Origin of the sequence: Ferrovibrio sp. (genome assembly GCF_002796975.1) — a bacterium.
Classification (GTDB): domain Bacteria; phylum Pseudomonadota; class Alphaproteobacteria; order Ferrovibrionales; family Ferrovibrionaceae; genus Ferrovibrio.
In genome coordinates this window covers 42,612-68,401 of the sequence record NZ_PEKV01000017.1, presented here as the reverse complement: position 1 = coordinate 68,401, position 25,790 = coordinate 42,612, and the positions used below count along the sequence as shown (strand labels likewise).

Annotated in this window: 28 protein-coding genes and 3 tRNA genes; 5 read left to right on the top strand and 26 right to left on the bottom strand. The window is 62.0% G+C overall.

The window, feature by feature from the left end; all coding sequences use genetic code 11:
* Positions 1-228 precede the first annotated feature (228 nt).
* Positions 229-302: transfer RNA gene (locus tag CTR53_RS18460), tRNA-Gly, on the bottom strand.
* A 74-nt stretch (positions 303-376) separates the two neighbouring features.
* A tRNA-Tyr gene (locus CTR53_RS18455) sits at positions 377-462 on the bottom strand.
* Positions 463-605: 143 nt separating this feature from the next.
* Here CTR53_RS18455 and rlmB point away from each other — a divergent pair.
* On the top strand, positions 606-1,808 hold the full coding sequence (gene rlmB / locus CTR53_RS18450) for a 23S rRNA (guanosine(2251)-2'-O)-methyltransferase RlmB (RefSeq protein ID WP_290816963.1): 1,203 nt from the start codon (positions 606-608) through the stop codon (positions 1,806-1,808).
* 116 nt (positions 1,809-1,924) lie between these two features.
* On the opposite strand, the gene bfr is transcribed toward rlmB, so the two are convergent.
* The 6 genes from bfr to CTR53_RS18420 form a co-directional block, all read right to left on the bottom strand.
* Positions 1,925-2,407, bottom strand: a complete 483-nt coding sequence (gene bfr / locus CTR53_RS18445) for a bacterioferritin (RefSeq protein WP_290816961.1) — start codon at positions 2,405-2,407, stop codon at positions 1,925-1,927.
* Positions 2,408-2,547: 140 nt separating this feature from the next.
* Positions 2,548-2,679, bottom strand: coding sequence for a hypothetical protein (locus CTR53_RS18440; protein ID WP_290816958.1), 132 nt, complete (start codon positions 2,677-2,679; stop codon positions 2,548-2,550).
* Complete coding sequence (locus tag CTR53_RS18435) at positions 2,679-2,906, bottom strand: (2Fe-2S)-binding protein (protein ID WP_290816956.1); 228 nt, start codon at positions 2,904-2,906, stop codon at positions 2,679-2,681. The genes CTR53_RS18440 and CTR53_RS18435 overlap by 1 nt, the downstream gene beginning before the upstream one ends.
* 12 nt (positions 2,907-2,918) lie before the next feature.
* Complete coding sequence (locus tag CTR53_RS18430; RefSeq protein ID WP_290816954.1) at positions 2,919-3,443, bottom strand: hypothetical protein; 525 nt, start codon at positions 3,441-3,443, stop codon at positions 2,919-2,921.
* Between the two features lie 150 nt (positions 3,444-3,593).
* Positions 3,594-5,168: an alkaline phosphatase family protein gene (locus tag CTR53_RS18425; RefSeq protein WP_290816952.1), complete on the bottom strand. Its 1,575-nt coding sequence runs from the start codon at positions 5,166-5,168 to the stop codon at positions 3,594-3,596.
* 40 nt (positions 5,169-5,208) lie between these two features.
* Entirely contained in the window at positions 5,209-6,168 is a 960-nt protein-coding gene (locus CTR53_RS18420; RefSeq protein WP_290816949.1) for a Bug family tripartite tricarboxylate transporter substrate binding protein, read from the bottom strand.
* A 147-nt stretch (positions 6,169-6,315) separates the two neighbouring features.
* Here CTR53_RS18420 and CTR53_RS18415 point away from each other — a divergent pair, with 147 nt between their 5' ends.
* Both CTR53_RS18415 and CTR53_RS18410 read left to right on the top strand, forming a co-directional pair.
* Entirely contained in the window at positions 6,316-7,113 is a 798-nt protein-coding gene (locus tag CTR53_RS18415; RefSeq protein WP_290816947.1) for a helix-turn-helix domain-containing protein, read from the top strand.
* A 91-nt stretch (positions 7,114-7,204) separates the two neighbouring features.
* A tRNA-Thr gene (locus CTR53_RS18410) sits at positions 7,205-7,279 on the top strand.
* On the opposite strand, the gene CTR53_RS18405 is transcribed toward CTR53_RS18410, so the two are convergent.
* The gene (locus tag CTR53_RS18405) at positions 7,267-7,668 is read right to left on the bottom strand and encodes a nuclear transport factor 2 family protein (RefSeq protein ID WP_290816945.1); all 402 of its coding nucleotides are present in this window, start codon (positions 7,666-7,668) and stop codon (positions 7,267-7,269) included. The genes CTR53_RS18410 and CTR53_RS18405 overlap by 13 nt on opposite strands.
* A 116-nt stretch (positions 7,669-7,784) precedes the next feature.
* On the opposite strand from CTR53_RS18405, the gene CTR53_RS18400 reads away from it, so the two are divergent.
* Positions 7,785-8,099 (top strand): hypothetical protein, encoded by a 315-nt coding sequence (locus CTR53_RS18400; protein ID WP_290816943.1) that lies wholly within the window; start codon positions 7,785-7,787, stop codon positions 8,097-8,099.
* On the opposite strand, the gene CTR53_RS18395 is transcribed toward CTR53_RS18400, so the two are convergent.
* From CTR53_RS18395 to CTR53_RS18330, 14 genes are all read right to left on the bottom strand, one after another.
* On the bottom strand, positions 8,100-8,885 hold the full coding sequence (locus tag CTR53_RS18395) for a DnaJ domain-containing protein (RefSeq protein ID WP_290816940.1): 786 nt from the start codon (positions 8,883-8,885) through the stop codon (positions 8,100-8,102).
* 5 nt (positions 8,886-8,890) lie between these two features.
* Positions 8,891-9,598, bottom strand: a complete 708-nt coding sequence (locus tag CTR53_RS18390) for a VWA domain-containing protein (protein ID WP_290816937.1) — start codon at positions 9,596-9,598, stop codon at positions 8,891-8,893.
* Between the two features lie 62 nt (positions 9,599-9,660).
* Positions 9,661-10,953 (bottom strand): TRAP transporter large permease, encoded by a 1,293-nt coding sequence (locus tag CTR53_RS18385; protein WP_290816934.1) that lies wholly within the window; start codon positions 10,951-10,953, stop codon positions 9,661-9,663.
* Positions 10,950-11,489 (bottom strand): TRAP transporter small permease, encoded by a 540-nt coding sequence (locus CTR53_RS18380; RefSeq protein WP_290816932.1) that lies wholly within the window; start codon positions 11,487-11,489, stop codon positions 10,950-10,952. Before CTR53_RS18380 ends, CTR53_RS18385 begins: the two co-directional genes overlap by 4 nt.
* A 103-nt stretch (positions 11,490-11,592) precedes the next feature.
* Positions 11,593-12,585, bottom strand: a complete 993-nt coding sequence (locus CTR53_RS18375) for a TRAP transporter substrate-binding protein (RefSeq protein WP_290816929.1) — start codon at positions 12,583-12,585, stop codon at positions 11,593-11,595.
* A gap of 226 nt (positions 12,586-12,811) precedes the next feature.
* Complete coding sequence (locus CTR53_RS18370) at positions 12,812-14,317, bottom strand: tripartite tricarboxylate transporter permease (RefSeq protein ID WP_290816926.1); 1,506 nt, start codon at positions 14,315-14,317, stop codon at positions 12,812-12,814.
* 14 nt (positions 14,318-14,331) lie between these two features.
* Positions 14,332-14,838, bottom strand: a complete 507-nt coding sequence (locus CTR53_RS18365; protein WP_290816923.1) for a tripartite tricarboxylate transporter TctB family protein — start codon at positions 14,836-14,838, stop codon at positions 14,332-14,334.
* Between the two features lie 59 nt (positions 14,839-14,897).
* On the bottom strand, positions 14,898-15,872 hold the full coding sequence (locus tag CTR53_RS18360) for a tripartite tricarboxylate transporter substrate binding protein BugD (RefSeq protein ID WP_290816920.1): 975 nt from the start codon (positions 15,870-15,872) through the stop codon (positions 14,898-14,900).
* Positions 15,873-16,032: 160 nt separating this feature from the next.
* Positions 16,033-16,857: a division plane positioning ATPase MipZ gene (locus tag CTR53_RS18355; protein ID WP_290816917.1), complete on the bottom strand. Its 825-nt coding sequence runs from the start codon at positions 16,855-16,857 to the stop codon at positions 16,033-16,035.
* 37 nt (positions 16,858-16,894) lie between these two features.
* Positions 16,895-17,314, bottom strand: a complete 420-nt coding sequence (locus tag CTR53_RS18350; RefSeq protein WP_290816914.1) for a DUF1489 domain-containing protein — start codon at positions 17,312-17,314, stop codon at positions 16,895-16,897.
* Positions 17,315-17,321: 7 nt separating this feature from the next.
* Positions 17,322-18,227 carry a hydroxymethylglutaryl-CoA lyase gene (locus CTR53_RS18345; RefSeq protein ID WP_290816911.1) on the bottom strand — a complete coding sequence of 302 codons (906 nt, stop codon included), beginning with the start codon at positions 18,225-18,227 and terminating at the stop codon, positions 17,322-17,324.
* 1 nt (position 18,228) lies between these two features.
* Entirely contained in the window at positions 18,229-20,247 is a 2,019-nt protein-coding gene (locus CTR53_RS18340) for an acetyl/propionyl/methylcrotonyl-CoA carboxylase subunit alpha (protein WP_290816908.1), read from the bottom strand.
* A gap of 13 nt (positions 20,248-20,260) precedes the next feature.
* The gene (locus CTR53_RS18335; protein ID WP_290816905.1) at positions 20,261-21,052 is read right to left on the bottom strand and encodes an enoyl-CoA hydratase/isomerase family protein; all 792 of its coding nucleotides are present in this window, start codon (positions 21,050-21,052) and stop codon (positions 20,261-20,263) included.
* A gap of 4 nt (positions 21,053-21,056) precedes the next feature.
* Entirely contained in the window at positions 21,057-22,664 is a 1,608-nt protein-coding gene (locus CTR53_RS18330; protein ID WP_290816902.1) for a carboxyl transferase domain-containing protein, read from the bottom strand.
* 161 nt (positions 22,665-22,825) lie between these two features.
* Here CTR53_RS18330 and CTR53_RS18325 point away from each other — a divergent pair, with 161 nt between their 5' ends.
* Complete coding sequence (locus CTR53_RS18325) at positions 22,826-23,611, top strand: SDR family NAD(P)-dependent oxidoreductase (RefSeq protein WP_290816901.1); 786 nt, start codon at positions 22,826-22,828, stop codon at positions 23,609-23,611.
* On the opposite strand, the gene CTR53_RS18320 is transcribed toward CTR53_RS18325, so the two are convergent.
* From CTR53_RS18320 to CTR53_RS18310, 3 genes are read right to left on the bottom strand one after another with little or no spacing between them, the layout of a single operon-like run.
* The gene (locus tag CTR53_RS18320; protein WP_290816899.1) at positions 23,596-24,543 is read right to left on the bottom strand and encodes a DMT family transporter; all 948 of its coding nucleotides are present in this window, start codon (positions 24,541-24,543) and stop codon (positions 23,596-23,598) included. The genes CTR53_RS18325 and CTR53_RS18320 overlap by 16 nt on opposite strands.
* Positions 24,544-24,549: 6 nt before the next feature.
* Positions 24,550-25,149 (bottom strand): 2-hydroxychromene-2-carboxylate isomerase, encoded by a 600-nt coding sequence (locus tag CTR53_RS18315; RefSeq protein WP_290816897.1) that lies wholly within the window; start codon positions 25,147-25,149, stop codon positions 24,550-24,552.
* Between the two features lie 27 nt (positions 25,150-25,176).
* Positions 25,177-25,782 (bottom strand): 2-hydroxychromene-2-carboxylate isomerase, encoded by a 606-nt coding sequence (locus CTR53_RS18310; RefSeq protein WP_290816894.1) that lies wholly within the window; start codon positions 25,780-25,782, stop codon positions 25,177-25,179.
* Between the last annotated feature and the right edge of the window lie 8 nt (positions 25,783-25,790).

Sequence of the window (25,790 nt, the reverse complement as noted above, 5' to 3'; positions counted from 1 at the left end):
AACGTGGCCAATCGTGCCAATGTTGCAGTGCGGCTTGTTACGCTCAAACTTTGCCTTGCTCATCGCTCTATCCTGTTGTCCGACCAATTTCTTTGCCGAAGCTCCTCACGGAACCCCGGTGGGTTGACTGTGGCATCCGGTCTGCGCCGCGCTCTTCGAAGCGCCGTTCGTCAAACCGTCTGCCGCGGGCAGACCTCGCTCTACTCTCAGCAAGTCCGCCCAACAAGCTGGAGCGGGTGAAGGGAATCGAACCCTCGCAACCAGCTTGGAAGGCTGGGGCTCTACCACTGAGCTACACCCGCCGCTTCGCGTTACTCCTCAAGACTTCCCGCCAAGCCGTTGATGCCATAGGCATTTTCCGACTGGCCCGGAGATATGGTGGAGGGGGCTGGATTCGAACCAGCGTAGGCGTGCGCCAACGGATTTACAGTCCGTCCCCTTTAGCCACTCGGGCACCCCTCCGACCGGGCCCCCCAATTACTGAAGGGATATCCGTACGTCAATGGATAAACGCGACAAAAGCACCACCATCGCCCCCCGCTCCCGAACTTTTAGGGTCGGCGGCAATGTTGTTGCTTCTGACGGGCCGAACTATAAGGGGCGCCATGTCCAGACGCAAGCCGGATGCCCGGAAACCCGCCCGTTCCGCCACCTCAGGTGGCCACGGCGCCCACTCCTCCCGCGACCAGCGCCCGAATCGTCCAGGGAGTCATCCCGGCGGCAAGCCGGGCGGCCATTCTGCTGCCGGAAAGCCGGCAGGCAAACCCGGCAGCAAGCCGGGAAGCAAACTTCGGCCCTACGGTTCGCAGGGGAAACCGGGCCGCGGCGAGGCTCGCGCCGAAGGCGGTCGCCCGGAGGGTGGCCGGCCGACCGGCAAACGTCCCCAGGGCGACCGCCGCGAAGACAGGAATCGCGAGGCGCCCCGCCGGTATGAAGGCCAGTCCGAAGAACGGTCGGAACGCCCTCAGCGCGATGACTGGAACCAGGAACGTGACCGCGCCGAACGCCATGGCGGCGCCATTGGCGGCGGCCGACGTCACGGCGGCGACCAGTTTTCCTCCCGCAGCCGCGAAACCCGCGGCGATCTGCCGGTCTGGCTCTACGGCATCCATGCCGTCACGGCCGCGCTGGACAATGACGAACGCCTGATCCGCCGCATCCTGATCACTCGCGAAACCCGCGAGGCACTGGGCGACCGCCTGCCCCGTCTGAGCGCCCAGCCCGAGACCGTCGACCGGATGAAGCTCGACAGCCTGCTGCCGCCCGGTGCGGTGCATCAGGGCATCGCGATGCTGACCGATCCGCTGGAGGATCCCGGCGTCGAATCCCTGAAGGAGCCGCAGGACGAAGACGCGCCGCGTGAAGTCGTGCTGCTGCTCGATCACGTGACCGACCCGCGCAATGTCGGCGCCATCCTGCGCTCGGCTGCCGCCTTCGGCGCACGCGCCGTGATCGTGACTGACCGCCATGCGCCGGAAGCCACTGGCGCGCTGGCCAAGGCCGCCAGTGGCGGGCTGGAAATCGTGCCGCTGATCCGCGTCACCAATCTGGCACGCGCCCTCGACCTGCTGGCTGAATACGGATTCTGGCGCGTCGGCCTCGAGATGGAAACCGACAAGAGCCTGGCTGAAGCGGTGCACGACATCCGTCGCGTGGCGCTGGTGCTGGGCGCGGAAGATGAAGGCCTGCGCCGGCTGACGCGTGAGAAGTGCGACTTCCTGGCCAAGCTGCCGATGACCGGCGCGGTGGAGAGCCTGAATGTGTCGGCAGCTGCTACTGTCGCACTGTATGAATGCGTGCGCGTCTGAGCGCACACCGTCTTTCTTATTGTCATCCTCGGGCCTGGCCCGAGGATCCCATTTAATTTTCACCAGATCGGAAATGGGATGCCCGGATCAAGTCCGGGCATGACAGCGGCGTTGTGTTACGATGGCGAGCCGTCGCCCATCTGCGACTGCAGGTAATTCTGCACACCGACCTTGTCGACCAGACCCAGCTGGGTCTCAAGATGATCGATATGCTCTTCGGTGTCGCGCAGGATATCGCGCAGCGTGTCGCGGCTTACATAGTCCTGCACGCTCTCGCAATGCGCGATGGCATTGATCAGATCGCTGCGGCCCTTGCGCTCAAGTTCCAGATTGGCCTGCAAGCCTTCGGGAACCGTCTCGCCGATCTTCAGCTTGCCGAGATCCTGCAGATTCGGAATCCCTTCCAGCAGCAACATGCGCTCGATGATCTTGTCGGCGTGCTTCATCTCTTCGATCGATTCTTTGTATTCGTGATGGCCGAGGCGCTCGAAGCCCCAGCTCTTCCACATGCGCGCATGCAGGAAATACTGATTGATTGCGGTCAGTTCATTCTTCAGCACGGTATTGAGATGCTGGATGACTTTCTTGTCGCCTTTCATGGGGCAGGCTCCTCATGCTGAAAAGAATCGCGACTCGCTGACGAGCGCGCTGCATGCAGGGAGGCTTACGCCCGGCCTGTTGGAGGCTCAAGGAAAATGCGTGAAATTGGGAGTTAGTCGCAAAGAAACAGCGATTTAACTCAGATTCTGTGCGACATCCTCGCAATCGTTGCGCGACTGCGCATCATGCGCAATACGATGCGCGTCGACAGCACAATGCCAAGGCTGGCTGCCGCAAACAGTGCAAGTTCGAACGTGCTGCTGTCGCTCATCAGTCGGCCCCTTCCATCGCTGCCAGCGCGCCGGCAGGAATATGTGCTGCGGCGCCATGCTGCGCCTCGCGATGTTCATGTAGCATGCAGCGCACTTCGGGCACGCACTTGCCGCATTGCGGACGGTCGGCGAGATGGCGATAGACGGCGGCGACGGATTTGCAGCCATGGCCGATCGCGTTGCGTACGTCGCCGTCGGTGAAGCCATGGCAGAGGCAGATATACATCGCGGCCTTGCCTCAGTGCACCAGCATCGCCGCCGGCCGGGCCAGGCGGCTGCCGTTCTGCGGGCGCGTGCGGTACGGCAGATCGTGGCCGCTGCTGTTGAGATAATCGGCGAAGTCGTTGAGCGCCGTCGTAAAGCCCTCGACGCCATCGCTGCGCACCAGCCATTGCGCCATGGCGCGGGCGGCCGCGGTGGCGCCGTTCTGCAAGGCGGCAACGATGGAGATCAGACAGACCTCATCCGCACCGAGACAGGCACAGCAGGGCTGATGATAGGCGATGGTGCGGCGGGCATGGCGCGTCAGGCCAACCAGCGCGGCATCGAGCGCGATCAACGCCGGGCGGGCTTCGGACTGACGGAACTGGCGGTCGAATTCGCGGGCCAGCATCGGCAGATGCTCGCGGCCCGAAACCCAGCGGCGAAAGGCCCAAAGGACCAGATGCTCGCCTTCGCTGAGTTCCTGGATGCTGGTCGGCCAGTGACCCGACGAACCCGGCTCAACCCTGCTTTCGGCCCCGGCAAACTCACGCATCGACACGCGGCATCCCATCTTTCAAGGCAGACTAGGTTTGCAAATCATTCGCAGAGGCAGTTTTAGCTCTCTTGCGAGTGATTATCAAGTGCCTTGCGCGGGGAATATACAGAAGCCAATCCGGCGGAAAGTCGCCCTTTCCTGCCCGTCAGCCCCTTACCACACGCCAAACAGCATGCCGCGGGCTTTGGCCGTCCCGGTCCGCCGCTCCACATCGGCGTCAGACAACGTGGTGCGGATACGGCGCCGTCGGAGCCATTCGAACAGCTGTGCCGCCAACTCCTCGCACACGGAGGCATGGGCAGCGCTGTCACCGAGATCGCGATACTCCTCCGGATCTTCCTGCAGGTCGAAGAGCTGCGGCCGGAAGCCCTCATAGGCGATGTATTTCCAGCGGTCGGTGCGGATCATGTAGGCCCTGGCGCGATCCGGCGGCAGGCCCAGAGTCTGGCGCGCCGGGCGGAAGGCGTAATCGCATTCGCTGAATACAGCCTCGCGCCATTGCTGCGTCGCCCGGCCGAACAGGCGCGGCAGCAGCGAAACGCCTTCCAGCCGATGCGGCTGCGGCGCCCCGCCGGCCGCCTCCAGGAATGTCGGCACCAGATCGATGGCCTCGACGAAAGCATGGTCGATCTTGCCGCGTGTCGCATCGGCCGCGGCATCGGGATGATAGACGATCATCGGGATGCGCACGCTTTCCTCGTGAAACAGCTCCTTCTCGCCGAGCCAGTGATCGCCAAGATAATCGCCATGGTCGCTGGTCAGCACGATCAGCGTATCCTTCATGCGGCCGGACTGCTCCAGGAAGGCGAACAGGCGACCGAGATGATCGTCCAGTTGCTTCACCAGTCCCATATAGGTCGGAACCACGGTATCGCGGACATCGTCGCGGCTGAAATTGACCGACTCCTCGTGTTGCATGAAGGCCGCTACGACGGGATGCGGGTCGTGGCGCTCCGCATCGTGCTTGCGCACCGGCTGCACATCTTCCGGGCTGTACATGTTGTGATACGGTGCCGGAGCGATATAGGGCCAGTGCGGCTTGATGTAGCTGAGATGCAGGCACCAGGGCTGCTCGCCGGCATCACGGATGAAATCGATTGCACGATCCGTCATGTACGGCGTTTCGGAATCTTCTTCACGAATCCGCGCCGGCAGATTTGCATTCCGCATATACCAGCCGCTCAGGATTTCACCGCCCGGCCCCTCGCCCGCGTTGGCGTAATCGTGCCAGGGATTCTCCGAGACATACCCCTTCACGCGCAGCCAGGCATTGTAGGCCAGATCCGGATCCAACAACTGGTTCGGATGCAAACCATCGTCGCGCTCAAAGGGTTCGAAGCCGCATTCGGAAACCAGCACGCCCAGCGAAGACTGCGGATCGATGCCGAGACGCCGCAACCCTTCGTCATCGCTTTTCATGTGAGTCTTCCCGACCAGGGCAACGCGGTAGCCGAGCGGGCGCAGATAGTCGCCCATCGTCAGTTCGGTGGCGCGCAGCGGCACGCCGTTATAGGTCGCGCCATGACTGGTCATGTAACGGCCCGTGTAGAAGGACATGCGCGACGGGCCGCAGACCGGTGCCTGGCAATAGGCACGGTCGAACAGCACGCCGCGCTTTGCCAGCCCGTCGATATGCGGCGTCTGCAGCGTGGAATGGCCGGCGCAGGACAGGTAGTCGGCCCGCAGCTGATCGGCCATGATGAAAAGGATATTACGCAGGCCGGCCATCGTTACGCACTCTCACACAGGTGGAATCAAACCGCCTTGTTCAGTTTTCCGGTTTGAAGCCCGAAGCTGCAACCGCAGGCGCCCAGAAAGCCGTATCGCGTTTCTGAATGTCGCGCAGTGCTGCCGGAGTAGTGCCAGTAGGCACCAGGCCGATCGCATTGACCGCCTGCATCATTTCCGGTGTCTTGAGCCCATCGGCCATGATCTTGCTGTAGCGTTCCACCATGTCGGCCGGCGTACCGGCAGGGGCATAAACGGCATACCAGGAGTCGCCCTTGATCTGATAGCCACTCTCGACGAAGGTCGGCACTTCAGGCATGAAGGTTGAGCGTTTCCCGCCCGAGACCGCGATGACGCGAATCTTGCTGGCTTTGTGAAGACTCAACACGTCCGGCACAGTGGTGAGCACCATCGGCACCTGTCCACCGGCGAGATCGGCCACTGCGCCGGCCGAGCCCTTGTACGAAACATGCTGCAGATCGAGGCCGGCCGCCTTGCCGAACAGCACCATGAAGAAATGCGGCAGCGTGCCGGCGCCCGGCGTGCCGTAATTCGCCTGCGATGGATTGGCCTTGATCCAGGTCATCAGCTCTTTCATCGACGTCACGTTGATGTTGTTCGCCACAGCAAGGGCGAATTCCATCGTCGCAACCTGCGACACCGGCATCAGATCCGTCACCGGGTCGTAGCCCAGGTTGGAATAGACATTCTGGTAAACAACGACCGGCGCGATCGGAGTCAGCAGCAGGGTTTTGCCATCAGGCGTCGCCGACTTCGCCGCCTGCACGCCAATCCGCCCGGCAGCCCCTGCCCGGTTCTCGACAATGACCGGCTGATCGGTGCCGGCATGCAGCCGTTCGGCCAGCAGACGCGCCAGGGCGTCTCCCGAGCCTCCGGCGGTGAACGGGAAGATGATCCGCGTCGGCTGCGCCCCGATCTGGGCTATGGCTCGCCCTGAGACCGATGTCGCGGCCGCGGCGGCAGCTGTATATGCCATCATGGATCGGCGACTGATCATGGTCCTGTCCTCCCTATGCGGCCGTCTTGCGCGGCGTATGGGGAAGTGTGAACCGGGTCGCCGCTGAAGCAGAACAGCCTTCCGCCGAAGTTTCACCTGGTGTAACACTCACGGAACGGGAGGCGCGATTTGCAGACCAGGGTCAAATCGGTACGGGCATTGGCTCGTGGCCTGGAGGTATTCAAGGCCCTGCATCATCATCGCAGCGCCAGCCTGCAGGAACTGCACCAGGATACCGGCCTGGCGAAGCCGACATTGCTGCGCATTCTGAAAACCCTGGAGGAAGGTGGCATCGCCCGCCGTTCAGCCAGCGACGGGCGCTACCGCGTCAGCGCCAGTGTGCGGTTTTTTGGCCAGAATCTCGGCGAGGAAGATGCTATTGCCGAACTGGCTGCGCCGGTACTGGACCGGTTGTGCCGTGACGTGATCTGGCCCTCGGATCTCGCTGTCTACAAGGAGGGCGCCATGGAGATTCTGGAAAGCAGCCGACATCAGACCCCGTTCATGGTGAATCGGGACCGGATCGGTTTCCGCGTCCATATGCTGATGAGCGCGATGGGGCGCATCTATCTGGCATTCAGCCCCGCGGCCGAACGGCGGGCGATCCTGATGCGCCTGAGCAGGTCGAACGACCCTTACGACCACGCCGCACGCAATCCGTCGACCGTGCTGGCCGATCTCGCCAAAGACCGGGCGCGAGGCTATGCGGTACGCGAAGCTGGCTACGGTCGCTGGGGCTACACCGATCGCAGCCGGGCCGGGGCCATCGCTGTTCCCGTGATGCAGGGTAGACGGGTTCTGGCCAGTCTCAGCCTGTCCTGGGCGGCAGGAGCCACCACGCGGGAGCAAATGGTGGACCAGCATCTCGACCGGCTGAAATCTGCCGCCGCGGAGATTGGCACCTGCCTCCCGGCACCGGCAGCGTAACCGCCGGGATGGTCAGAATCGCCTGCCCGGATGGTCCCGCCGCCTTGCCGGACGGCGGCCGGTCACGTAAACAGGCCCCGAACCAGACGATGCCGGATTAGCTCAGCGGTAGAGCAGCGGTTTTGTAAACCGAAGGTCGGGGGTTCAATCCCCTCATCCGGCACCATTTTCCTGATCCCCACCCTTAGTCGCCGCCCCCAGTATGGGCTCCCCCATCACAAACCAGGCCCGGGTAATCTTTCCGCCGGCCAGTTCATAGATGGCGATGACGTCCACCTGCCCCACCCCCTCCGGGAAGGTCCGCGTCACCACTTCGCGGTCCACCACGGTATTCCCCGCACTCATGCGCTGGATCAGACGTCCAAACAGATTCGTTTCCCGGAAGCGTGCCTCATGCCGTGCGCGGATCGCCGCCGCGCCATCGGCCAGCAGCGTATCAGGATGCGCGTAGATTTTCGCATCCGCCACCCAGCAGGCCATGAAGGCGTCGATGTCTTTGGCGTTGTAGGCGTCCAGCTGACGCTGGACGGTGGCTTGATTGTCGGCGGTGGGCATGAATTAGATCCGGATGGCGATAACGAAGCTTAATCGGGCATCCCCGGCGCAGGAATGATGGAATTGTATCGCTGCAATGACGTTAGCAGTGTCTGCCAACTGAAACTGCACACTCCATGCGCCACTCCCTTACCGCTCTCACCACCATGCTGGCCTGCGCCGGGACCGTCGCAGCTTCGACTCCGGAAGCCTGGCAGGAACTGTTCGCCGAAGCCGGCCGGCAATGCTCCGCAGTCAGCGGGCTGCTGGATGCGGCGGCACTGGCCCAGCCGGTCGATCTGGGTGACGTGGTTCTGGTGTTGGTCGGCGGCATGTGGCCGCAGCCGCATATGAAACAGGCGCCGGCGCATCTGCTGTGCCGTTACAGCAAGGCAAGCGGCGAGGCCATGGTGATCGAGCTGCCGGCCGACTGGCGCACGCAACTGCGCTGATCATTCCCCCAGCAACAGATCCTTCGCGCGGTTGATCTGCGCGGCCAGATAAGTTGAGCCACCCTGGTCGGGGTGGAATTTCTTCATCAGCCGTCGATGCGCCGTGCGTATCTCCGCATCTGGCGCGCCCGCTTGCAGTCCGAGCACATCCCACGCCTGTTCACGCGTCATCGAGCCGTTTTCTGTCGGCGATGCCGTCTCACCCGCATTGCCCTGCGTCGCCCGCTCGCGCCAGTCTTCACCGATGCTGCGATCCAGATAGGCTTCCAGCAAAGCAGCGGCCTGATTGTCGTGGCTCTGGCAATCGCGCAGCAACAGGATCAACTCTTCAAAACTGAGCGACGACAGCCGCCGACCGGCATGACGCCCCTGCAGAACATCACCATCCATGCGACCGGTGGCGTGATCGAGTTGCATGCGCAGCCAGGCAGTCTCGACGTTGGACTGCTGGCCGCCGGCGCCGCTGCGTCCGTCGAGATCGTCATTGCCGGTGCGGGCGCGCTGCCAGCCACTGCCCAGGCCGCGACCGCCGAACAGGCTGCCGAGATTGAACGGCAGCAGGCTGCGCGGCAGATACCCCAGTGCCGCCGCGGCTACGGCACCGAGCATCAATGCCGCGTCGATGCGACCGCGGACAAGCAAAAGCACGGCAAGACCGCCGCAGATGACGGCAACGGCAATCTTGAGAACCTTTGCAAGAAATTTGGGATCGGCCTTGAGAAAGCCCCGGGCGCCCAGCAGAAGCAGGATGAGGCCAACGATACCAAGAGCGAAAAAGGCAGCCATCGGAACTATCGCATCTGCCCGATCAGGGCACGCACTTCACGTCCGGAGCCGGCGGCAAAATTCTCCAATGCCCTGTATCCACCGGCAGCATAAACCGCAACGGCCGACAGCAACTCGCGCAAGGTGGCGGCACTGGAAGCGTCGAAGCTGCAGTGGGCGCCGCGGGTCAACCGGGCCATTTCCTGGAAGCAGGCCTTCGCCCGCGGTTCTTCGCCCTCCTGGAAGGCAAAGATCGGCACGCCGAGCAGGCCGAGTTCGCCCGCGCGCATGGCAACGTCGTCGGGGCTTTCTTCCAGGCAGTCGCCGACATAGACCAGCGCATTGACTTTGTCCTCACGCGCCTCGGCCAGAGTATGTTTCAGCACGCGCTCGATCTGGGTATGACCGCCGACGCATTCCACCTGGCGCATCAGGCGCAGCATGAGATTGGCTTCCGAAACCCAGCCTGACGCCTTGCACTCGCCCAGACCGCGGAAGAACACGAGCTGGATATTGAGCCCGCCCAGGGCCGCCGTGGTGCGGAACATATCGGCCTGGATGCGCTGGGCTTCATCCCAGGTGGCGCGGCGGCTTGCGGTGGCATCCATGGCGAAAACCAGCCGGCCGCGGCCATTCGCGGCGAGGCTGGCTTTGGGGGCCAAAGCCGCCTGACGCAGGAAGGCTTCTACTTCCTTGCCCGAAGACTTGGTCGGCAGACGTTCATCGCTGTCCATGCCGTCAGGATATAGGGGGCGCTGAGGTAAAGCAAAACCCCCTGGAATCCCTGACCGCCGGCTTATTTTCCGGCAGGGCCGAACAACAGATCCGGCAGCCACATGGATATGGCCGGCACATATGTGACGATGATCAGGAAGACCAGCAAAATGGAAAGCCACGGCAGAGCTGCCCGCACCACCTGCATGATCGGCATACCCGTGATCCCGGAGGTGACGAACAGATTCAGTCCGACCGGCGGCGTGATCATGCCGATCTCCATATTCACCACCATGATGATACCGAGATGTACAGGGTCGATGCCGAGTTCTACCGCGATCGGGAACAGGATGGGGGCCAGGATCAGGATGATGGCCGATGGCTCCATAAAGTTGCCGGCGATCAGCAGCAGGATGTTGACGACAATCAGGAAGGCCCAGGGTTCAAGCCCCCAGACGAGAATGGTCTCGGTGATCGCCTGCGGAATACGTTCGGTGGTCAGCACATGAGCGAACAGGAAGGCGTTGCAGATGATGAACATCAGCATCACCGTGGTCTTGCCGGCCTCCAGCACCACATGCGGCACACGAGGCAGCGACATGTCTTTGTACACAAAGACGGCAATTACAAAGGCATAGACGGCGGCGACGGCGGCCGCCTCGGTCGGCGTGAAGATGCCGCCGTAGATACCTCCCAGGATGATGACGATCAGCATCAGCCCCCAACTGGCGTCGCGCGCGGTGCGCAGTCGCTCCGCCCAGCTGGCACGCGGCTGGCGCGGCAGATCCAGTTTCCGGGCAGAGATGTAAACCGCGGCGATCAGCATCAGGCCGAGCAGAATCCCGGGGACCACGCCAGCCATGAACAGGCGACCAACCGAAGTCTCCGTTGCTGCGCCATAGACGACCATCACAATGGATGGCGGAATCAGGATTCCCAGCGTTCCCGCATTGCAGATCACACCCGCCGCATATTCCTTACTGTAGCCGGTACGCACCATCCCCGCGATCACGATGGATCCGACGGCCACCACCGTCGCCGGCGAACTGCCCGACACCGCAGCAAACAGCATGCAGGCCATAACAGACGCAATGGCAAGGCCACCATAGGTGTGTCCCACACAGCTGATCGCAAAGTCGATCATGCGGCGGGCAACGCCCCCGGTAGTCATGAAGGCGCCGGCCAGAATGAAAAACGGGATGGCCAGCAGCGTGTACAATTCCATCGTGGAAAAGAACTTCAGCGCCAGCGACGCCAGGGAATCCTGAGCGAACAGCAGGATCGTCAGAACACTCGACAAGCCGAGCGCAATGCTGATCGGAATGCCGAGCGCCATGAACACGAACAGGGCGACAAACAGGAAAAGCGTAGTCATTGGCCGCTGCTCCCGTCGTTTGCCTTCAGTTTGGCCACCCGCTCGGCTTCGTATTCAGCCGCGTGAGCACGCAGCACTTCGGCTGCTTCGTCACCCAGCAGTTCGGTCTGCTGGCCGCGCAGGATGCGCCATGCCGCCTGCATCAGGCGCCAGCCGAGAAGAGCGAAGCCAATTGGCAGGATAATCGCCAGCAGCCAGCGTTCCAGAGCGATATCCTCGGCCTCGACGCCAAGCATATGCATGGTGTCGACGTAACGATAACTGCCGATCAGGAGGATGCCCGCATAAAGCAGGCAAAGCAGACTGGCGAGCAGGCCGATCAGGCGTTGAACCCGCGGCGACATCAGCTTCACCACGGCATCGATGCCGATGTGGAAACCGACTTTCACGCCGTAGGAAATGCCGACCAGTACCAGCCAGGCGAACATGTAGGTGGTGACTTCCAGCGCCCAGACAAAGCCGGAATTGAATACATAGCGCGCCACCACCTGCGCAAAGGTGAGCAGCGTCATGCCGGACAGGAGGAGAATGATCATCCCCTCCTCCAGCCGATTCATGATTTTTTCAATCACGGATTGCCCCCGATTGCAGATTGTCGGTTACGCGGCGCCTCCCCCCCGAAAGGCACCGCGTCCCGGATCAGCTCGCCTTATTGGATGCCAGTGCCGCGTCGAGCAGATCCTTACCGATATCGGGTTCGAACTGCTTGTAAACCGGCGTCATCGCCTTACGCCACGCGGCAGCCTGATCCTTCTTCAGAGTGATGATTTCCGACTTACCGGAATCCATGATCCGCTTCTTGTCCTGCTGGTTGATGTCTTCAGCCAGCTTGTTGGCATAGACCGTAGCATCGGCCATCGCCTTCTCGATTGTCGGCTTCACATCCTTCGGCAGGCCATCCCAGAATTTGGTATTGGCGACCACCATGTAGTCGATCACGCCATGATTGGTCTCGGTGATGTATTTCTGCGCCTCGTGGAACTTCTGCGAATAGATGTTCGACCAGGTGTTTTCCTGGCCATCCACGGTGCCGGTTTGCAGTGCCTGGTAGACTTCGGCGAACGCCATCTTCTGCGGATTGGCGCCAAGCGCCTGGAACTGGGCCAGCAGCACATTCGACGACTGGATGCGGAATTTCAGCCCCTTGGCATCCTCCGGCATGCGCAGCGCCTTGTTCGCCGACAGCTGCTTCATGCCGTTATGCCAGTAAGCCAGGCCGGTATAGCCCTTGCTCTTCATCGAGCCGAGCAGTTCCTGCCCCTTCTTACCCTTCTGGAAACGATCGATCGCGTTGATGTCATCAAAGAGGAACGGCAGATCGAAGACCTGCAGCTTCTTGGTGAACTTGTCGAATTTCGACAGCGACGGAGCGATGATCTGCACGTCGCCGAGCAGCAGAGCTTCCATTTCCTTGGCATCGCCGAACAACTGAGAATTCGGATAAACCTCGACAACAACTTTGCCGCGAAGACGCTCCTCGACCAGCCGCTTAAATTCCAGCGCACCCTTGCCCTTCGGCGTGGCATCGGCAACCACGTGGCTGAACTTGATCTTGATCGGGTCAGCTGCCAGGGCCGTCCCGCTTACCGCACCGACGGCCAGAACCGCCATCATGGCAATTGCGTATCGCATACCGTTTCCTCCCGTTTCCGCACGGCGAATACCGCAGCGGAGCTCGCTGTTTGCGATGATTAATTCTCCCCGACGCCCAGGAAGCCTGCGCGTCCGGGTTAGAATACCAAATGAAGACGGCAGGGCAACCATACAATCGAGTTCATGCTGCAACTGCGTCGTCAAAGACAAAGAACGCCGCCGGTTTGCACCGGCGGCGTTCTTTGTCAGCAGACTGCAATGCGGATCAGCCTTCCTCGGTGAAGGCCTCTTCCCGTTTCTTGCGGATCGAGGGCAGCAGCACCACTATCAGGCCGATCACCGCGAGACCCAGCATGGTGGCGCTGATCGGGCGCTCGATGAAGACCATTGCATCGCCTCGCGACAACACCATGGCGCGGCGCAGATACTCCTCCATCATCGGGCCCAGGATGAAGCCGAGCAACAGTGGAGCAGGTTCGCAGTCCAGCTTGGACAGCACGTAGCCCAGCACGCCGAAGATCGCCATCAGGTAGACATCGAAGGTCGAGTTGTTCAGCGAGAAAACGCCGATCGCGCAGAAGACCAGGATGGCCGGATACAGCAGGTGATACGGCACGGTGAGCATCCGCACCCACAGGCCGATCATCGGCAGGTTCAGCACGACCAGGAAGAAGTTGCCGACCCACATCGAAACGATGATGCCCCAGAACAGCGAGGGCTGTTCGGTCATCACCTGCGGGCCCGGCTGGATGCCCTGGATGATCATCGCGCCGATCATCAGCGCCATCACCGGATTAGATGGAATACCCAGCGTCAGCATCGGAATGAAGCTGGTCTGCGCGCCGGCATTGTTGGCCGATTCCGGAGCCGCCACACCTTCGATGGCGCCTTTGCCGAAGTTCTTCGAATTCTTCGAAATCTTCTTTTCCAGCGAATAGGCGGCAAAGGACGACAGCATGGCGCCACCGCCAGGCAGAATGCCCAGCGCCGAGCCCAGTGCGGTGCCACGCAACACCGGCGCGGTGATCGTCTTGATATCATTCCAGGTCGGCAACAGACCGGTGATCTTGCGAGCAAAGACGTCGCGCGTCTCCTCGTTCTCCAGATTCCGGATGATCTCGCCAAGGCCGAACATGCCCATGGCGACGATCACGAAATTGATGCCGTCGGCCAGTTCAGGAATGTCGAAGGTGAAGCGCGGCGTACCTGAGGTGACGTCCGTGCCAACCAGACCGAGCAGCAGACCCAGCAGGATCATGGCAATCGCCTTGATCAGCGAGCCATGCGCCAGCACCACCGAGGCCACCAGGCCCATTACCATCAGCGAGAAGTACTCGGCTGGACCGAATTTCAGCGCAATCTCGGCCAGCGGCGGTGCGAACAGCGCCAGCAGGAAGGTGGCCACCGTGCCGGCAAAGAACGAGCCGAGCGCAGCCGTGGAGAGTGCCAGTCCCGCCCTGCCCTGACGCGCCATCTGATAGCCGTCGAGCGCCGTCACCACCGAGGATGACTCACCGGGCAGGTTGATCAATATGGCGGTCGTGGAACCGCCATATTGCGCGCCGTAATAGATGCCGGCCAGCATGATCAGCGCCGAGACGGGCGGCAGGCCGAAGGTGACCGGCAGGAGCATGGCGATCGTGGCCGTGGGCCCGAGGCCCGGCAACACGCCGATCAGCGTGCCGACGAAAACGCCGCCCAGACAATAGAGCAGGTTGAGCGGGGTCAGGGCGACTTCAAAGCCGGTGTAAAGATTGGCAAACAGTTCCATTTACGCGATCCTTCTCAACCGCCAAGCCACGGCCCGCGGACCGGCATCGGCAGGCCGAGGGCGTAGATGAAGACAACGGTACAGAACACCGCCATGCCAACGGCCAGAACCAGTGTCGGCTTCCAGTTGAAACGCTGGCTCGCATAGGCACTGACGGCAACCAGAGCGGCGGTCGCAATCGGCACTCCAGCCGAGCGCACCAGGAAACCGAACAGCAATGTGCCGACGATGACCAGTACCAGGCCCTTGAGCGTGAAGCCACGCATCGGTTCCTCAGCTACCGTCACGCCTCGCACCGCAATCGCAATTCCAATCGCGATCAGAATGCCGGAGAGAATGATAGGAAAGAAGGCGGGGCCCATGCGGCGGGGCGTGCCGAAATTATAATTCTGGGCGATCCACATGAAGGCCACCCCGAACGCGATAAATAGCAGACCAGAGTAGAAATCCTTCTGGTTGCGTATGCCGAAACCGGACATTTTCTCCCCCTGTACCCCAACTGCTTGGTAAATCTTGTACAAGGGGCGTCCGGTCGGAGAAAGACGGGACGCCCCAAGTTTACGAGAATGCTATGCGTCGATCAGTCGGCGTATTCGCCGGCCGCCTTGATGACCGGCGCCCACTTGGCGATCTCGGCCTTCAGATGCGCGCCCAGCGCTGCCGGCGTGGCACGGTTCTGCGCCACCGGCTCGGTGCCAAGTTCAGCAAAGCGCTGCACGACATTCTTATCCTTCAGGGCCACCTGGAGGGCACTCGACAGCTTGTCGATGGCCGCCTTCGGGGTGCCCTTCGGAGCATAGAGGCCATGCCAGATCGCCACTTCGAAACCCTTGATGCCGGCTTCGTCCATGGTCGGCAGATCGGGCAGCGAGGGCACGCGGGTCTTGGAGGTCACGGCATAGGCCTTGATCTTGCCACCCTTGATCTGACCCGTGGTGTTGGTGGTCTGGTCGCACATCAGGTCGATCTGACCGCCCAGCAGGTCGTTCATCGCCGGACCGGTACCCTTATAGGCAACCGTGGTCATCTGCGTCTTGATCGCACTCATGAACATCAGGCCGCAGAGATGCGAGGCCGCACCGATGCCAGCATTGCCATAGGACACCTTGTCCTTCTGCTGCTGCACGTAGGTAACCAGTTCCTTGAAGTCCTTCGGCGGCAGATCCTTCCTGGCGACGATGGTCATCGGCACATCGGTCACCAGACCGATCGGCTCGAAATCCTTGATCGCGTCATACGGCAGCTTGCGATACAGCGTCGCGCTGGTGGCCTGGCCGATATGATGCAGCAGGATCGTGTAGCCATCCGGCGCCGAGCGTGCGACACGACCGGCACCCAATGTGCCGCCAGCACCGCCGACGTTCTCGACGATCACCTGCTGCTTCAGGGTCGTACCCATCGACTGCCCGATCAGGCGGGCGACAGTGTCAGTCGGACCGCCAGCGGAGAAAGGCACCACCATGGTGACGGGCTTGTCGGGATAACCCTGGGCCTGAGCAGAAGCACCTGTCAGAATCAGCGCAGCACCGGCAAGCAGCGATAGTGTCGTTCTCATGTTCTGTCCCCTGTAAATCTCGGTCGGATCATGCCCGAATTGGACGCCTCTTAAAGCACACATCGCCTGCTTCCTCCAAGGGAAAGCGGGGCTTTTTCCATATGTTGCAAAAGTGATTTTGCCTCTTTTTGCACTGCAGCATGCTGCTGTTTCGGGCAATTCAGTCAGTTATTAAATTCAGGCCCAGCAGCAGGCTCCGGACTTCCTGTCGCGCCGCCGCCTGCGCCATGCTCAATCCCGCAGCTGTACCACCCGGTCCTGCGCGATCCAGATCCATCAAAGTCAGTCCGCTGAGGAAAAGTTCGCGGAAAATCACGCGTTCCGACAGGCCCGGCAGAAAGCGGAAACCGATCCGCTTTTCCAGCGATTCGAGTACATGACCGACATTACGCTTGTTGCGTGCATCGAGATGCGACAACCGGTTGCGGATCACCACCCAGTCGACATTCTGGCGGTCGCGCACGAATCTCTGCTTGCGCTGTTCCCAAACCATGACGGCATACCGGCTTGGCTTGATCACCTTCAGCGTGTCGGGATCGACGCTGGCCAGCAAATCTACATCAATGAAACTATCATTCACCGGCGTGACCAGCAGATCGGCATAGGAATGGCCCACGCGGGCAAGGTTGGTGTCGCTGCCCGGGCAGTCGACCAGAATGAAATCGTGCTGCGCCGAAAGCTCATCGACTGTGGCGGCGAACTGTGCCGCTTCTTCCGCTGCCGCATCGGCCTTCACCCCAAGTTCGCTTTCGGTGATGACACGATGCTCAGGCATTGCCAGCCGCAGGTTATGCCTGGTGATGAAGGCGCGACGATTTTCCAGATACCGCGTCAGCGTGCGCTGCTTGCCATCCAGATCGATGGCGGCAATCCGCCCGCCCTCCAGCAGAAGGGCGATCAGGATATGCATTGCGGTGGTCGACTTGCCCGAGCCGCCCTTCTCGTTGCCGACGACAATGACGCGCGGCCGTGACTGCACGGTCATCCCGAATCACCCGGTAAAGAAAGAGATGTTCTAGGTATTACAGCAGACCCAGATCGCGCAACTCGGCCAACAGCTTCGGCGGCAGCTTGTCGGTGCCCTTGCCAGCGGTGGCAACGTCTGGCGGCGCGTCTTCAGCTTCCAGATAACGCCACCCCTGATGCGGCCGGCGCGGCAGCGGTAGTACCGGGATCAACTGCGACTTCATCACGATGCCGCAATGCGGCCCCTTGTTCTCCAGCACCGCTTCTTCCAGGCCGACGATGGGGCAGCGCACAGCGATATAGCCTTTGACGATCCAGTACAGCGAACCGCCGTTTAGCACTTCCTCCGAACGCTTAGGCATATGGCGCGTGTAATGCGTGAAGGTTTTGCCGGCCTTTCGGCGCAGCTTCATGCGTTCCTGGAAATGCTCGATGCTGTCGATGCCGACAGCGATTTTCAGGAGATGAACCGGCACGGCAACCTCAGACGCATTTCGATTTCAGCGCACGCGCCACGCGCGACACCGGCAGGCGACCGAGCCGGTCGGAAATCCACCAGGCGGTCTGCACCAGCTTCTTCAGATCGAGGCCTGTCTCGATGCCCATACCATCCAGCATATAGACGATATCTTCGGTGGCGACATTTCCGGTCGCACCGGGGGCGTAAGGACAACCGCCAAGGCCGGCCACCGACGCATCGTGCCGCGTGACACCGCATTCCAGCGCGGCCAGCGTATTCGCCAGGGCCTGGCCATAGGTGTCGTGGAAATGCGCGCCCAGCACATGCAGCGGCACGAGTTTGGCGCAGGCCTCGATCATCGCCCTGATCTTGCCGGGCGTGCCGACGCCGATGGTATCGCCCAATGCGATATCGTCGCAGCCTAGATCGTAGATCTGTTTCGTCACCTTCGCGGTCTGCTCGGGCGCAATCGGCCCGTCGAACGGACAGCCGATCGCCACCGACACGAAAGCACGCACCTTCACGCCATCGCGCTTTGCCGCCTCGACCACCGGACGAAACCGTTCGATGCTTTCATCGATGCTGCAATTGATGTTCTTCCTGGAGAAACCTTCGCTGGCGGCCGCGAAGATACCGATGGCCTGTGCGCCAGCAGCACGCGCCCCTTCATAGCCCTTCATATTAGGCGTCAGCACCTGGTAGACCACGCCGGGCCGACGTTTCATCTGCGCCATCACCGCCTCATGGTCGCCCATCTGCGGCACCCATTTCGGCGACACGAAACTGGTGGCCTCAATATGGGTCGCGCCGCAATCGACCAGCCGGTCGATCAGTTCGACCTTGACCTCGGTCGAGACCACGCCGGGCTCGTTCTGCAAGCCGTCGCGCGGACCGGCCTCCCAGAGAGTGATTTTCCGCGGCAATACCATCTCAGCCCTCCGCCTCGATCTGCAGCAGCGCAGCACCCTCGGGCACCTGCTCGCCGGCCATGAAGTTCACCTTGGCGACCTTGCCCTTGTCGGGCGCCGAGATGGTGTGTTCCATCTTCATGGCTTCCAGAATCATCAGGGGCTGGCCTTTGTCGACACTCGCCCCTTCCTCGACCAGAACCTGCACGATCTTGCCCGGCATCGGCGCATTCAGCTGACCGCTGCCGCCTTCATCCATATCGCCGGCTGCGCGCGGATCGATAATCGTCAGGCGATGGGTTTCGCCCGGCAGCAGGACGACCAGATCGTCGTCGCGTCGCACGATACCGGCGCGCAGGCGGCGACCGTCGATCACGGCGGCCAATCCACCCTCGCTATCCATCACGCCCTGCACGACCGTCTCGGTATCGTGTGCATGCACGCGTAATGCACCACCCGACAGATATTCGATACGGCAGAGAATGTCGTTGTCCCGTTCCCGCATCAGCAGCTCGTCCCAGCCCTGATCGTTCACGCGCCAGCCATCGACGGCAGACCACGGCGACCAGGGGTCGCCACTTCTCGTCGCCGCCTGCGCCACAACAGCGCGACGCTCCAGCGTCACGGCCAGCGCGGCGAGCGCCAGCACCGTGATTGAGGCCGGTTCGGCCGGCGGCAGCAGGTCGGCGCGGAACCGCTCGATAAAGCCGGTATCGAGATCGCCGCCGATAAACGCCTGGTGGCCGGCCAGCGCGATCAGGAAAGCTGTATTGGTGGTGACGCCGGCGATCTGGTACTCACCCAGCGCCTGCCGCATGCGACGCAAAGCCGAGGTACGGTCGGCATCCCAGACGATCAGCTTGGCGATCATCGGATCATAGAACGGTGTGACGGAGTCGCCTTCGCGCACGCCCGTATCGATCCGCACATGGCCATCCACCGCTGGTGTGCGCAGACGATGCAGCGTGCCGACGGACGGCAGGAAGTTCTTTTGCGGATCTTCGGCGTAGATTCGGGCTTCCACCGCATGGCCGGTGATGGTCAACTTGTCCTGCGTCAGCGGCAGCTTGCCGCCAGCCGCCACTTCCAGCTGCCAGGCCACTAGGTCCTGACCGGTAATCATTTCGGTCACCGGATGCTCGACCTGCAGGCGCGTGTTCATTTCCATGAAGTAAAAGCGGTCGGGCCGAAGTCCATCGGAAACATCGGCGATGAACTCCACCGTGCCGGCACCGACATAGCCGATTGCTTTGGCGGCAGCTACGGCGGCATCACCCATCGCCTTGCGCATTTCCGGTGGCATGCCCGGCGCCGGCGCCTCTTCCAGCACCTTCTGATGCCGACGCTGCACCGAGCAGTCGCGCTCGAACAAATGCACGGCATTGCCATGGCTGTCGGCGAAGACCTGTATCTCGATATGGCGCGGCTTCACCAGATACTTTTCCAGCAGCACCTTGTCGTCGCCGAAGGCATTAGCCCCTTCACGCTGTGCACCGGCAAGCGCCGCGGCAAATTCCTGTGCAGAGTCGACACGACGCATGCCCTTACCACCACCGCCGGCAACTGCCTTGATCAGCACCGGATAGCCGATACGTTCGGCTTCCCTGGCCAGCAGATCGGGCGACTGGTCGTCGCCATGATAGCCCGGCACGACCGGAACCTTCGCCTTTTCCATCAGCGCCTTGGCAGCACCCTTCAGGCCCATCGCCTCGATGGCCGAGGGCGGCGGACCGATGAAGACCAGGCCAGCATCCTTGCAGGCTTTGGCGAAGCTGGCATTTTCCGACAGGAAGCCATAACCCGGATGGATCGCCTGCGCGCCGGTGCGCTTGGCCGCATCAATGATGCGGTCTGGCAGCAGGTAGCTTTCGCGCACGGGAGCCGCGCCGATATGCACCGCTTCGTCGGCCATCGCCACATGCAGCGCATTGGCATCAGCATCGGAATAGACCGCGACGGTGGCCACGCCCATGCGCTTGGCGGTGCGGACGACCCGGCAGGCGATCTCGCCGCGATTGGCAATCAGGATCTTGCGAAACACGTTGCCAGCCCTCTCACTTCGCCCAGTTTGGTTTGCGCTTGTCGAAGAAGGCCGCGAGGCCCTCCTGCCCTTCCGGACTGGCGCGCCGCTCGGCAATATTCTGCGCGGTGAACTGCATCACCTCTTCATCCACGCTGCGGCTCGCCACACGGCCGACCAGCAGCTTGCTGTCGCGGATCGCGCCCGGCGCACCCTGCAGCAGCATACCGATCAGCTCGACGCCGCGGGTTTCCAGCGCACCCTCGTCGGCCACCACTTCATGGATCAGACCGATGCGACAGGCATCGTCAGCAGTGAAGCGTTCGGCGGTGAGGAAATAGCGTCGTGCCTGCCGCGGGCCCATGGCCGCCACTACATAGGGCGAGATGGTCGCCGGCGTCAGGCCGAGCCGCACCTCAGTCAGCGCGAACTGCGCACTCTTGGTGGCCACCACGATATCGGCCGCCGAGGCTAGGCCGGTGCCGCCGGCCATGCAGTTGCCATGGACGAGCGCGACCGTCGCCTGCGGCAGATCGTTCAGCTTTTTGAGCATGCGCGCCATGTTCATGGTACTGACACGGTTCTGTTCGGGTGTCGCCTGACCGGATTTGCGCATCCAGTCGAGGTCGCCGCCGGCCGAGAAGCTCTTGCCGGCACCCTTCATCACCACAACGCGCACATCGCTACGTGCGGCAAGATCGTCCCAGATTTTCGTCAGCGTGGCGATGACGTCGTCGTTGAAGGCATTGTGGATCTGTGGCCGGTTCAGCGTCACGGTGGCGACGCCGCGCGGATCGATATCGAACAGTACAATCTGATCGGTCATGGTATTACATCCGGAAGACGCCGAACTTTGTCGGCTCGATGGGTGCGTTATGGGCAGCGCTCAGGCCGAGCGCCAGCACCGTGCGGGTATCGACCGGATCGATGATACCGTCATCCCACAGTCGCGCCGACGCATAATACGGGTGCCCCTGTCGATCGTATTGTGCGCGGATCGGGTTCTTGAAGGCTTCTTCCTCGTCCTTCGACCAGTTGCCGCCGCCGGCTTCGATACCGTCGCGTTTCACGGTGGCCAGCACGCTGGCCGCCTGCTCCCCGCCCATCACCGAGATGCGGGCATTGGGCCACATGAACAGCAGACGCGGACTGTAGGCGCGACCGCACATGCCGTAATTGCCGGCACCGTAGGAGCCGCCGATGATCACAGTGAATTTCGGCACGCTCGCAGTCGAGACTGCCGTCACCAGCTTAGCGCCATCCTTGGCGATGCCACCAGACTCATATTTTTTGCCGACCATGAAACCGGTGATGTTCTGCAGGAAAACCAGCGGGATGTTGCGCTGGCAGCAGAGTTCGATGAAATGCGCGCCCTTGAGCGAGCTTTCCGAGAACAGAATGCCGTTATTGGCGATGATGCCGACCGGATAGCCGTGGATGCGAGCGAAGCCGCAGACCAGCGTGCTGCCATAGAGTTTCTTGAACTCATCCAGTTCGGAATCGTCGACGATGCGCGCAATGATCTCACGCACGTCGAAGGGAATGCGGCCGTCCTTCGGAATCACGCCATAGAGTTCGGCCGGATCGAAACGCGGAGGCTTCGGCTCGCGCACGTCGCCCGTCACCTGCTTCACCGTGTTCAGGTTACCGACGATCTTGCGCGCGAGACCCAGCGCATGGGCATCGTTCATTGCGTAATGATCGCTGACGCCCGAGACGCGGGTATGCACATCGGCGCCGCCGAGATCCTCGGCCGAGACCACTTCCCCGGTTGCCGCCTTCACCAGCGGCGGGCCCGCGAGGAAGATGGTGCCCTGATTACGCACGATGATCGACTCATCCGACATGGCTGGCATATAAGCGCCACCCGCCGTGCAACTGCCCATCACCACGGCGATCTGCGGAATGCCGGCGGCCGACATATGGGCCTGATTGTAGAAGATGCGGCCGAAATGCTCCTTGTCGGGGAACACCTCGTCCCAGGTCGGCAGATTGGCACCGCCGGAATCCACCATGTAGATACAGGGCAGCCGGTTCTGCAGCGCGATCTCCTGCGCCCGCAGATGCTTCTTCACCGTCATCGGAAAATACGTGCCGCCCTTGACCGTGGCGTCGTTGCAGACGATCACGCATTCGCGGCCATTCACCCGGCCGATGCCGGTAATCACGCCTGCAGCAGCGATGTCCCCGCCATACATGTCGTAAGCGGCGAACTGGCTCAGTTCCAGAAATGGTGAGCCCGGATCGAGCAGGGTGCGCACACGGTCGCGCGGCAGCAGCTTCCCGCGCGAGAGATGCTTTTCACGGGCCTTGTCGCCACCGCCCTGCTTGATCTGGCGGACCTTGGCTTTCAGGTCGTCAACCAGCGCCTGCATCTGGGCAGTATTGTCGCGGAAGGCGGCCGAACGGGTATCGAGTTGGCTGGTGAGCGCGCTCATGGGCGTTCTGATTCTCGTTCTCGGACGGTGATGGAAACGACCATGCCAGCCGCCCCGGATGCCCGCAAGTGGCCCCGGCGGAAAAGGATGCGACCCGCGGTGCAACCTGTTAATTTCGAGATATATCTATCGCCAACATCGACAAAAACTATGGAGGAAACATGGCCGGCAAAGGCTTCGATCTCAGCGGCAAGGTTGCCCTTGTCACCGGCGGTAATGGTGGCATCGGACTGGGCATGGCCGAGGGCATGGCGCAGGCCGGTTGCGACCTGGTGATCTGGGGTGGCAACCCTGACAAGAACGCCGCTGCGGAAAAGAAACTCGCCGCTTATGGCCGCAAGGTTCTCGTGCAGAAAGTGAATGTCGCCGATGAGGCACAGGTCGAGGCCGCCATGGCCGAGGCGCTGAAGCAGATGGGTCGCATTGACGGCTGCTTCGCCAATGCCGGCGTCAGTCAGAAGCGCGCCGTCTTCCATGAACTCAGCACCGAGGAATGGCGACGCGTGCTGTCGGTCAATCTCGATGGCGCCTTCTTCACGCTGCGTGCTGCTGCGCGCCACATGGTTGAGCGCAGCCAGAATGGCGACAAGGCTGGCGGACGTCTCGTGGGCATGGCGAGTACGGCCGGCGTACACGGTGCGGCACGCGCGGAGTCCTATGCCGCCAGCAAGGGGGCGATGCTCTCGATGGTCCGCGCGCTGGCGGTTGGCATGGCGCGCTACGGCGTGACGGCGAATTCGATCCTGCCCGGCTGGATCGAGACCGAGATGACAGCGGCCGGCGTGGCCGATCCGAAATTCAGTGGCAATGTGCTGCCGCGCATTCCGGTACGGCGCTGGGGCCAGGGTTCCGACTTTGCCGGCATCGCCGCCTATATCATGAGCGATACCAGCCAGTACCACACCGGCGACAGTTTCGTGATCGATGGCGCCTATACGATCTTCTGACGCGTCACTTTCACCTGCATCCACTGCATGCGCAGGATACCGGCGAGGATGAGAATCCCGCCGGCCACCTGCTGCAGCGTGATGCTGGCGCCGAAGAACAGCGCCGAGACCACGACCGCAAAGACCGGCGCCATGCTGGAATAGAGCGTGGCGACCGGCACGCCGATGCGGCTGACGCCATAATTCCAGAACAGGATGGCGAGGCCCGCGCCGCCGAGCCCAATGCAAAGCAGCATGCCGATGGCAGACGCCGCGGGCCATGCGGTCGGCAGCCGTTCGGGCTGGGAGACCGCAAGGATACCGACCAGGCTGCAGATCAGCAGGCCGCCAGCCAGCGAGGTCAGCAGCGTAATTCGCATCTGGCCGAAGCCGAGTGGCGCCAGCCAGTTTTGCGCCCGCACCGAATACCAGCTCCACAGCACCATGGCGCAGACCAGCAGCCCCTCACCGAGATAGGCGATCTCGCCGGGTGCGGCGGCGCGTGCCTTTACGGCATCGATCGCCACCAGAGCTGCCCCGATCATGGCCGCCGCTGCCGCCGGCCAAAAACCGCGCGCCAGCGGTGCCCGCAGCATTACCTTCGAGACCAGTGCCGCGACCAGCGGGCTGGCGCTCATCACGATGGCAGCACGCACCGGTTCCGACAGCATGATGCCGATGGTGAAGCAGAGCGAGAACAGCGACATGGACATGCCGAGCCGCAGCAGCTTGCCCCAGGGCATCGGCGCGCGGAACGGCGACTTGCGGTCGTAGATTAGCGCCAGCGCAAACAGCAGCGGTGCCGGGATCAGGTAGCGAACCGCCGAGACGAAAAACGGATCGAGATACCGGGTCGCCAGCGCATGCGTCATCGGGATCATCATGCCCCAGAGCAGCGCAGTGGTGACAAGCCCGGCAACAGCCATCGCCGTACCGGCTGGTTTGTCTGACATACGGGGCTACTTCTTCTGCGTCAGCCAACGGTCGATATGATCGATGCGATCCGAACCCCAGAACATCTCGTCATCGACAATGAAAGTCGGCGTGCCGAAGGCCTTGGTTTCAATCGCCTCGGCAGTTGCATCGATCACCGCCTGCCGCGCGGCACCATCTTCGGCAGCCTTGGCAATCTCGGCTTCGGGTACTCCGGCCACGTGCACCACAGCCTTAAGGTGTTCCGGTAGGGCGATATCCTTGCCCTCACCCCAGTATTGCTTGAACGCTGCCTTGGCGAAGGCCACTGCCTTGGTCGGATTCTGGTCTTTCAGGCGATAGAACAGCAGGCGCGGCAGCTTGGCATCGGTGGGAAACGGGCTGGGCGTGGTTACGATGGGCAGGCCGGCGAGTTTCGCCGAGCGCGTCCAGTCATGCTCCATGTAGTCCATCTTCACCTTGGGAAATGGCGTGCGATCCGGGATTGCCTTCCACAGATGCCCGATCGAAACCGGTCGCCAGTCGACGCTGCGATTGTGCTTGCGCGCCACGGCCTCGATCATGTTGGCGCCGATATAGGCATAAGGCGAGGTGAAGTCCCAATAAAAGACAATCTGCTTGGCCACGACGCCTCTCCCTGTATTTTCTATCTGTTACCAGCCGCCGCGCGACAGCCAGCGGTCGATCTGGTCGAGACGGTCAGCGCCCCAGAAGGGCTCGCCGTCGACGAAGATGAAAGGTGAGCCGAACACGCCGCGGTTCTGGATCGCATCTTCAGTCACCTCGCGCAGCTTGCCCTTGACCTCGGGCTGCTCAATGCCGGCGAGGAAAGCCGCACGATCCACACCAAGGTCGGCGGCGATATCGGCCAGCACCTCGTTCGACGAGATATCGCGATCCTCGACGAAATAGGCCTTGTAGACCGCCTTGACGAACGGCACCGCCTTGTCGGCATCAGTCGCCTTCAGCCAGTAGGTGCCACGGCAGGCACCGACGGTGCCAAGCGGGAATTTCGACGGCATCCTGAAACCGATGCCATGCTCGCGCGCGCTGCGCTGGAAATCGTAGGTCGAGTATTTCCCCTTGAGCGGATATTCGGTCAGCGGCTGCGTCCCCGCCACCTTGAACACCGCGCCGAGCAGCATCGGCCGCCAGTCGATGCTGCGGCCATGTTTCTGCGCCAGTGCATCGATACGCTGGGCGGCGATATAGCCATAGGGCGAGGCGAAATCGAAATAGAATTCCAGCGGGGCGGCCATGCGTTTCC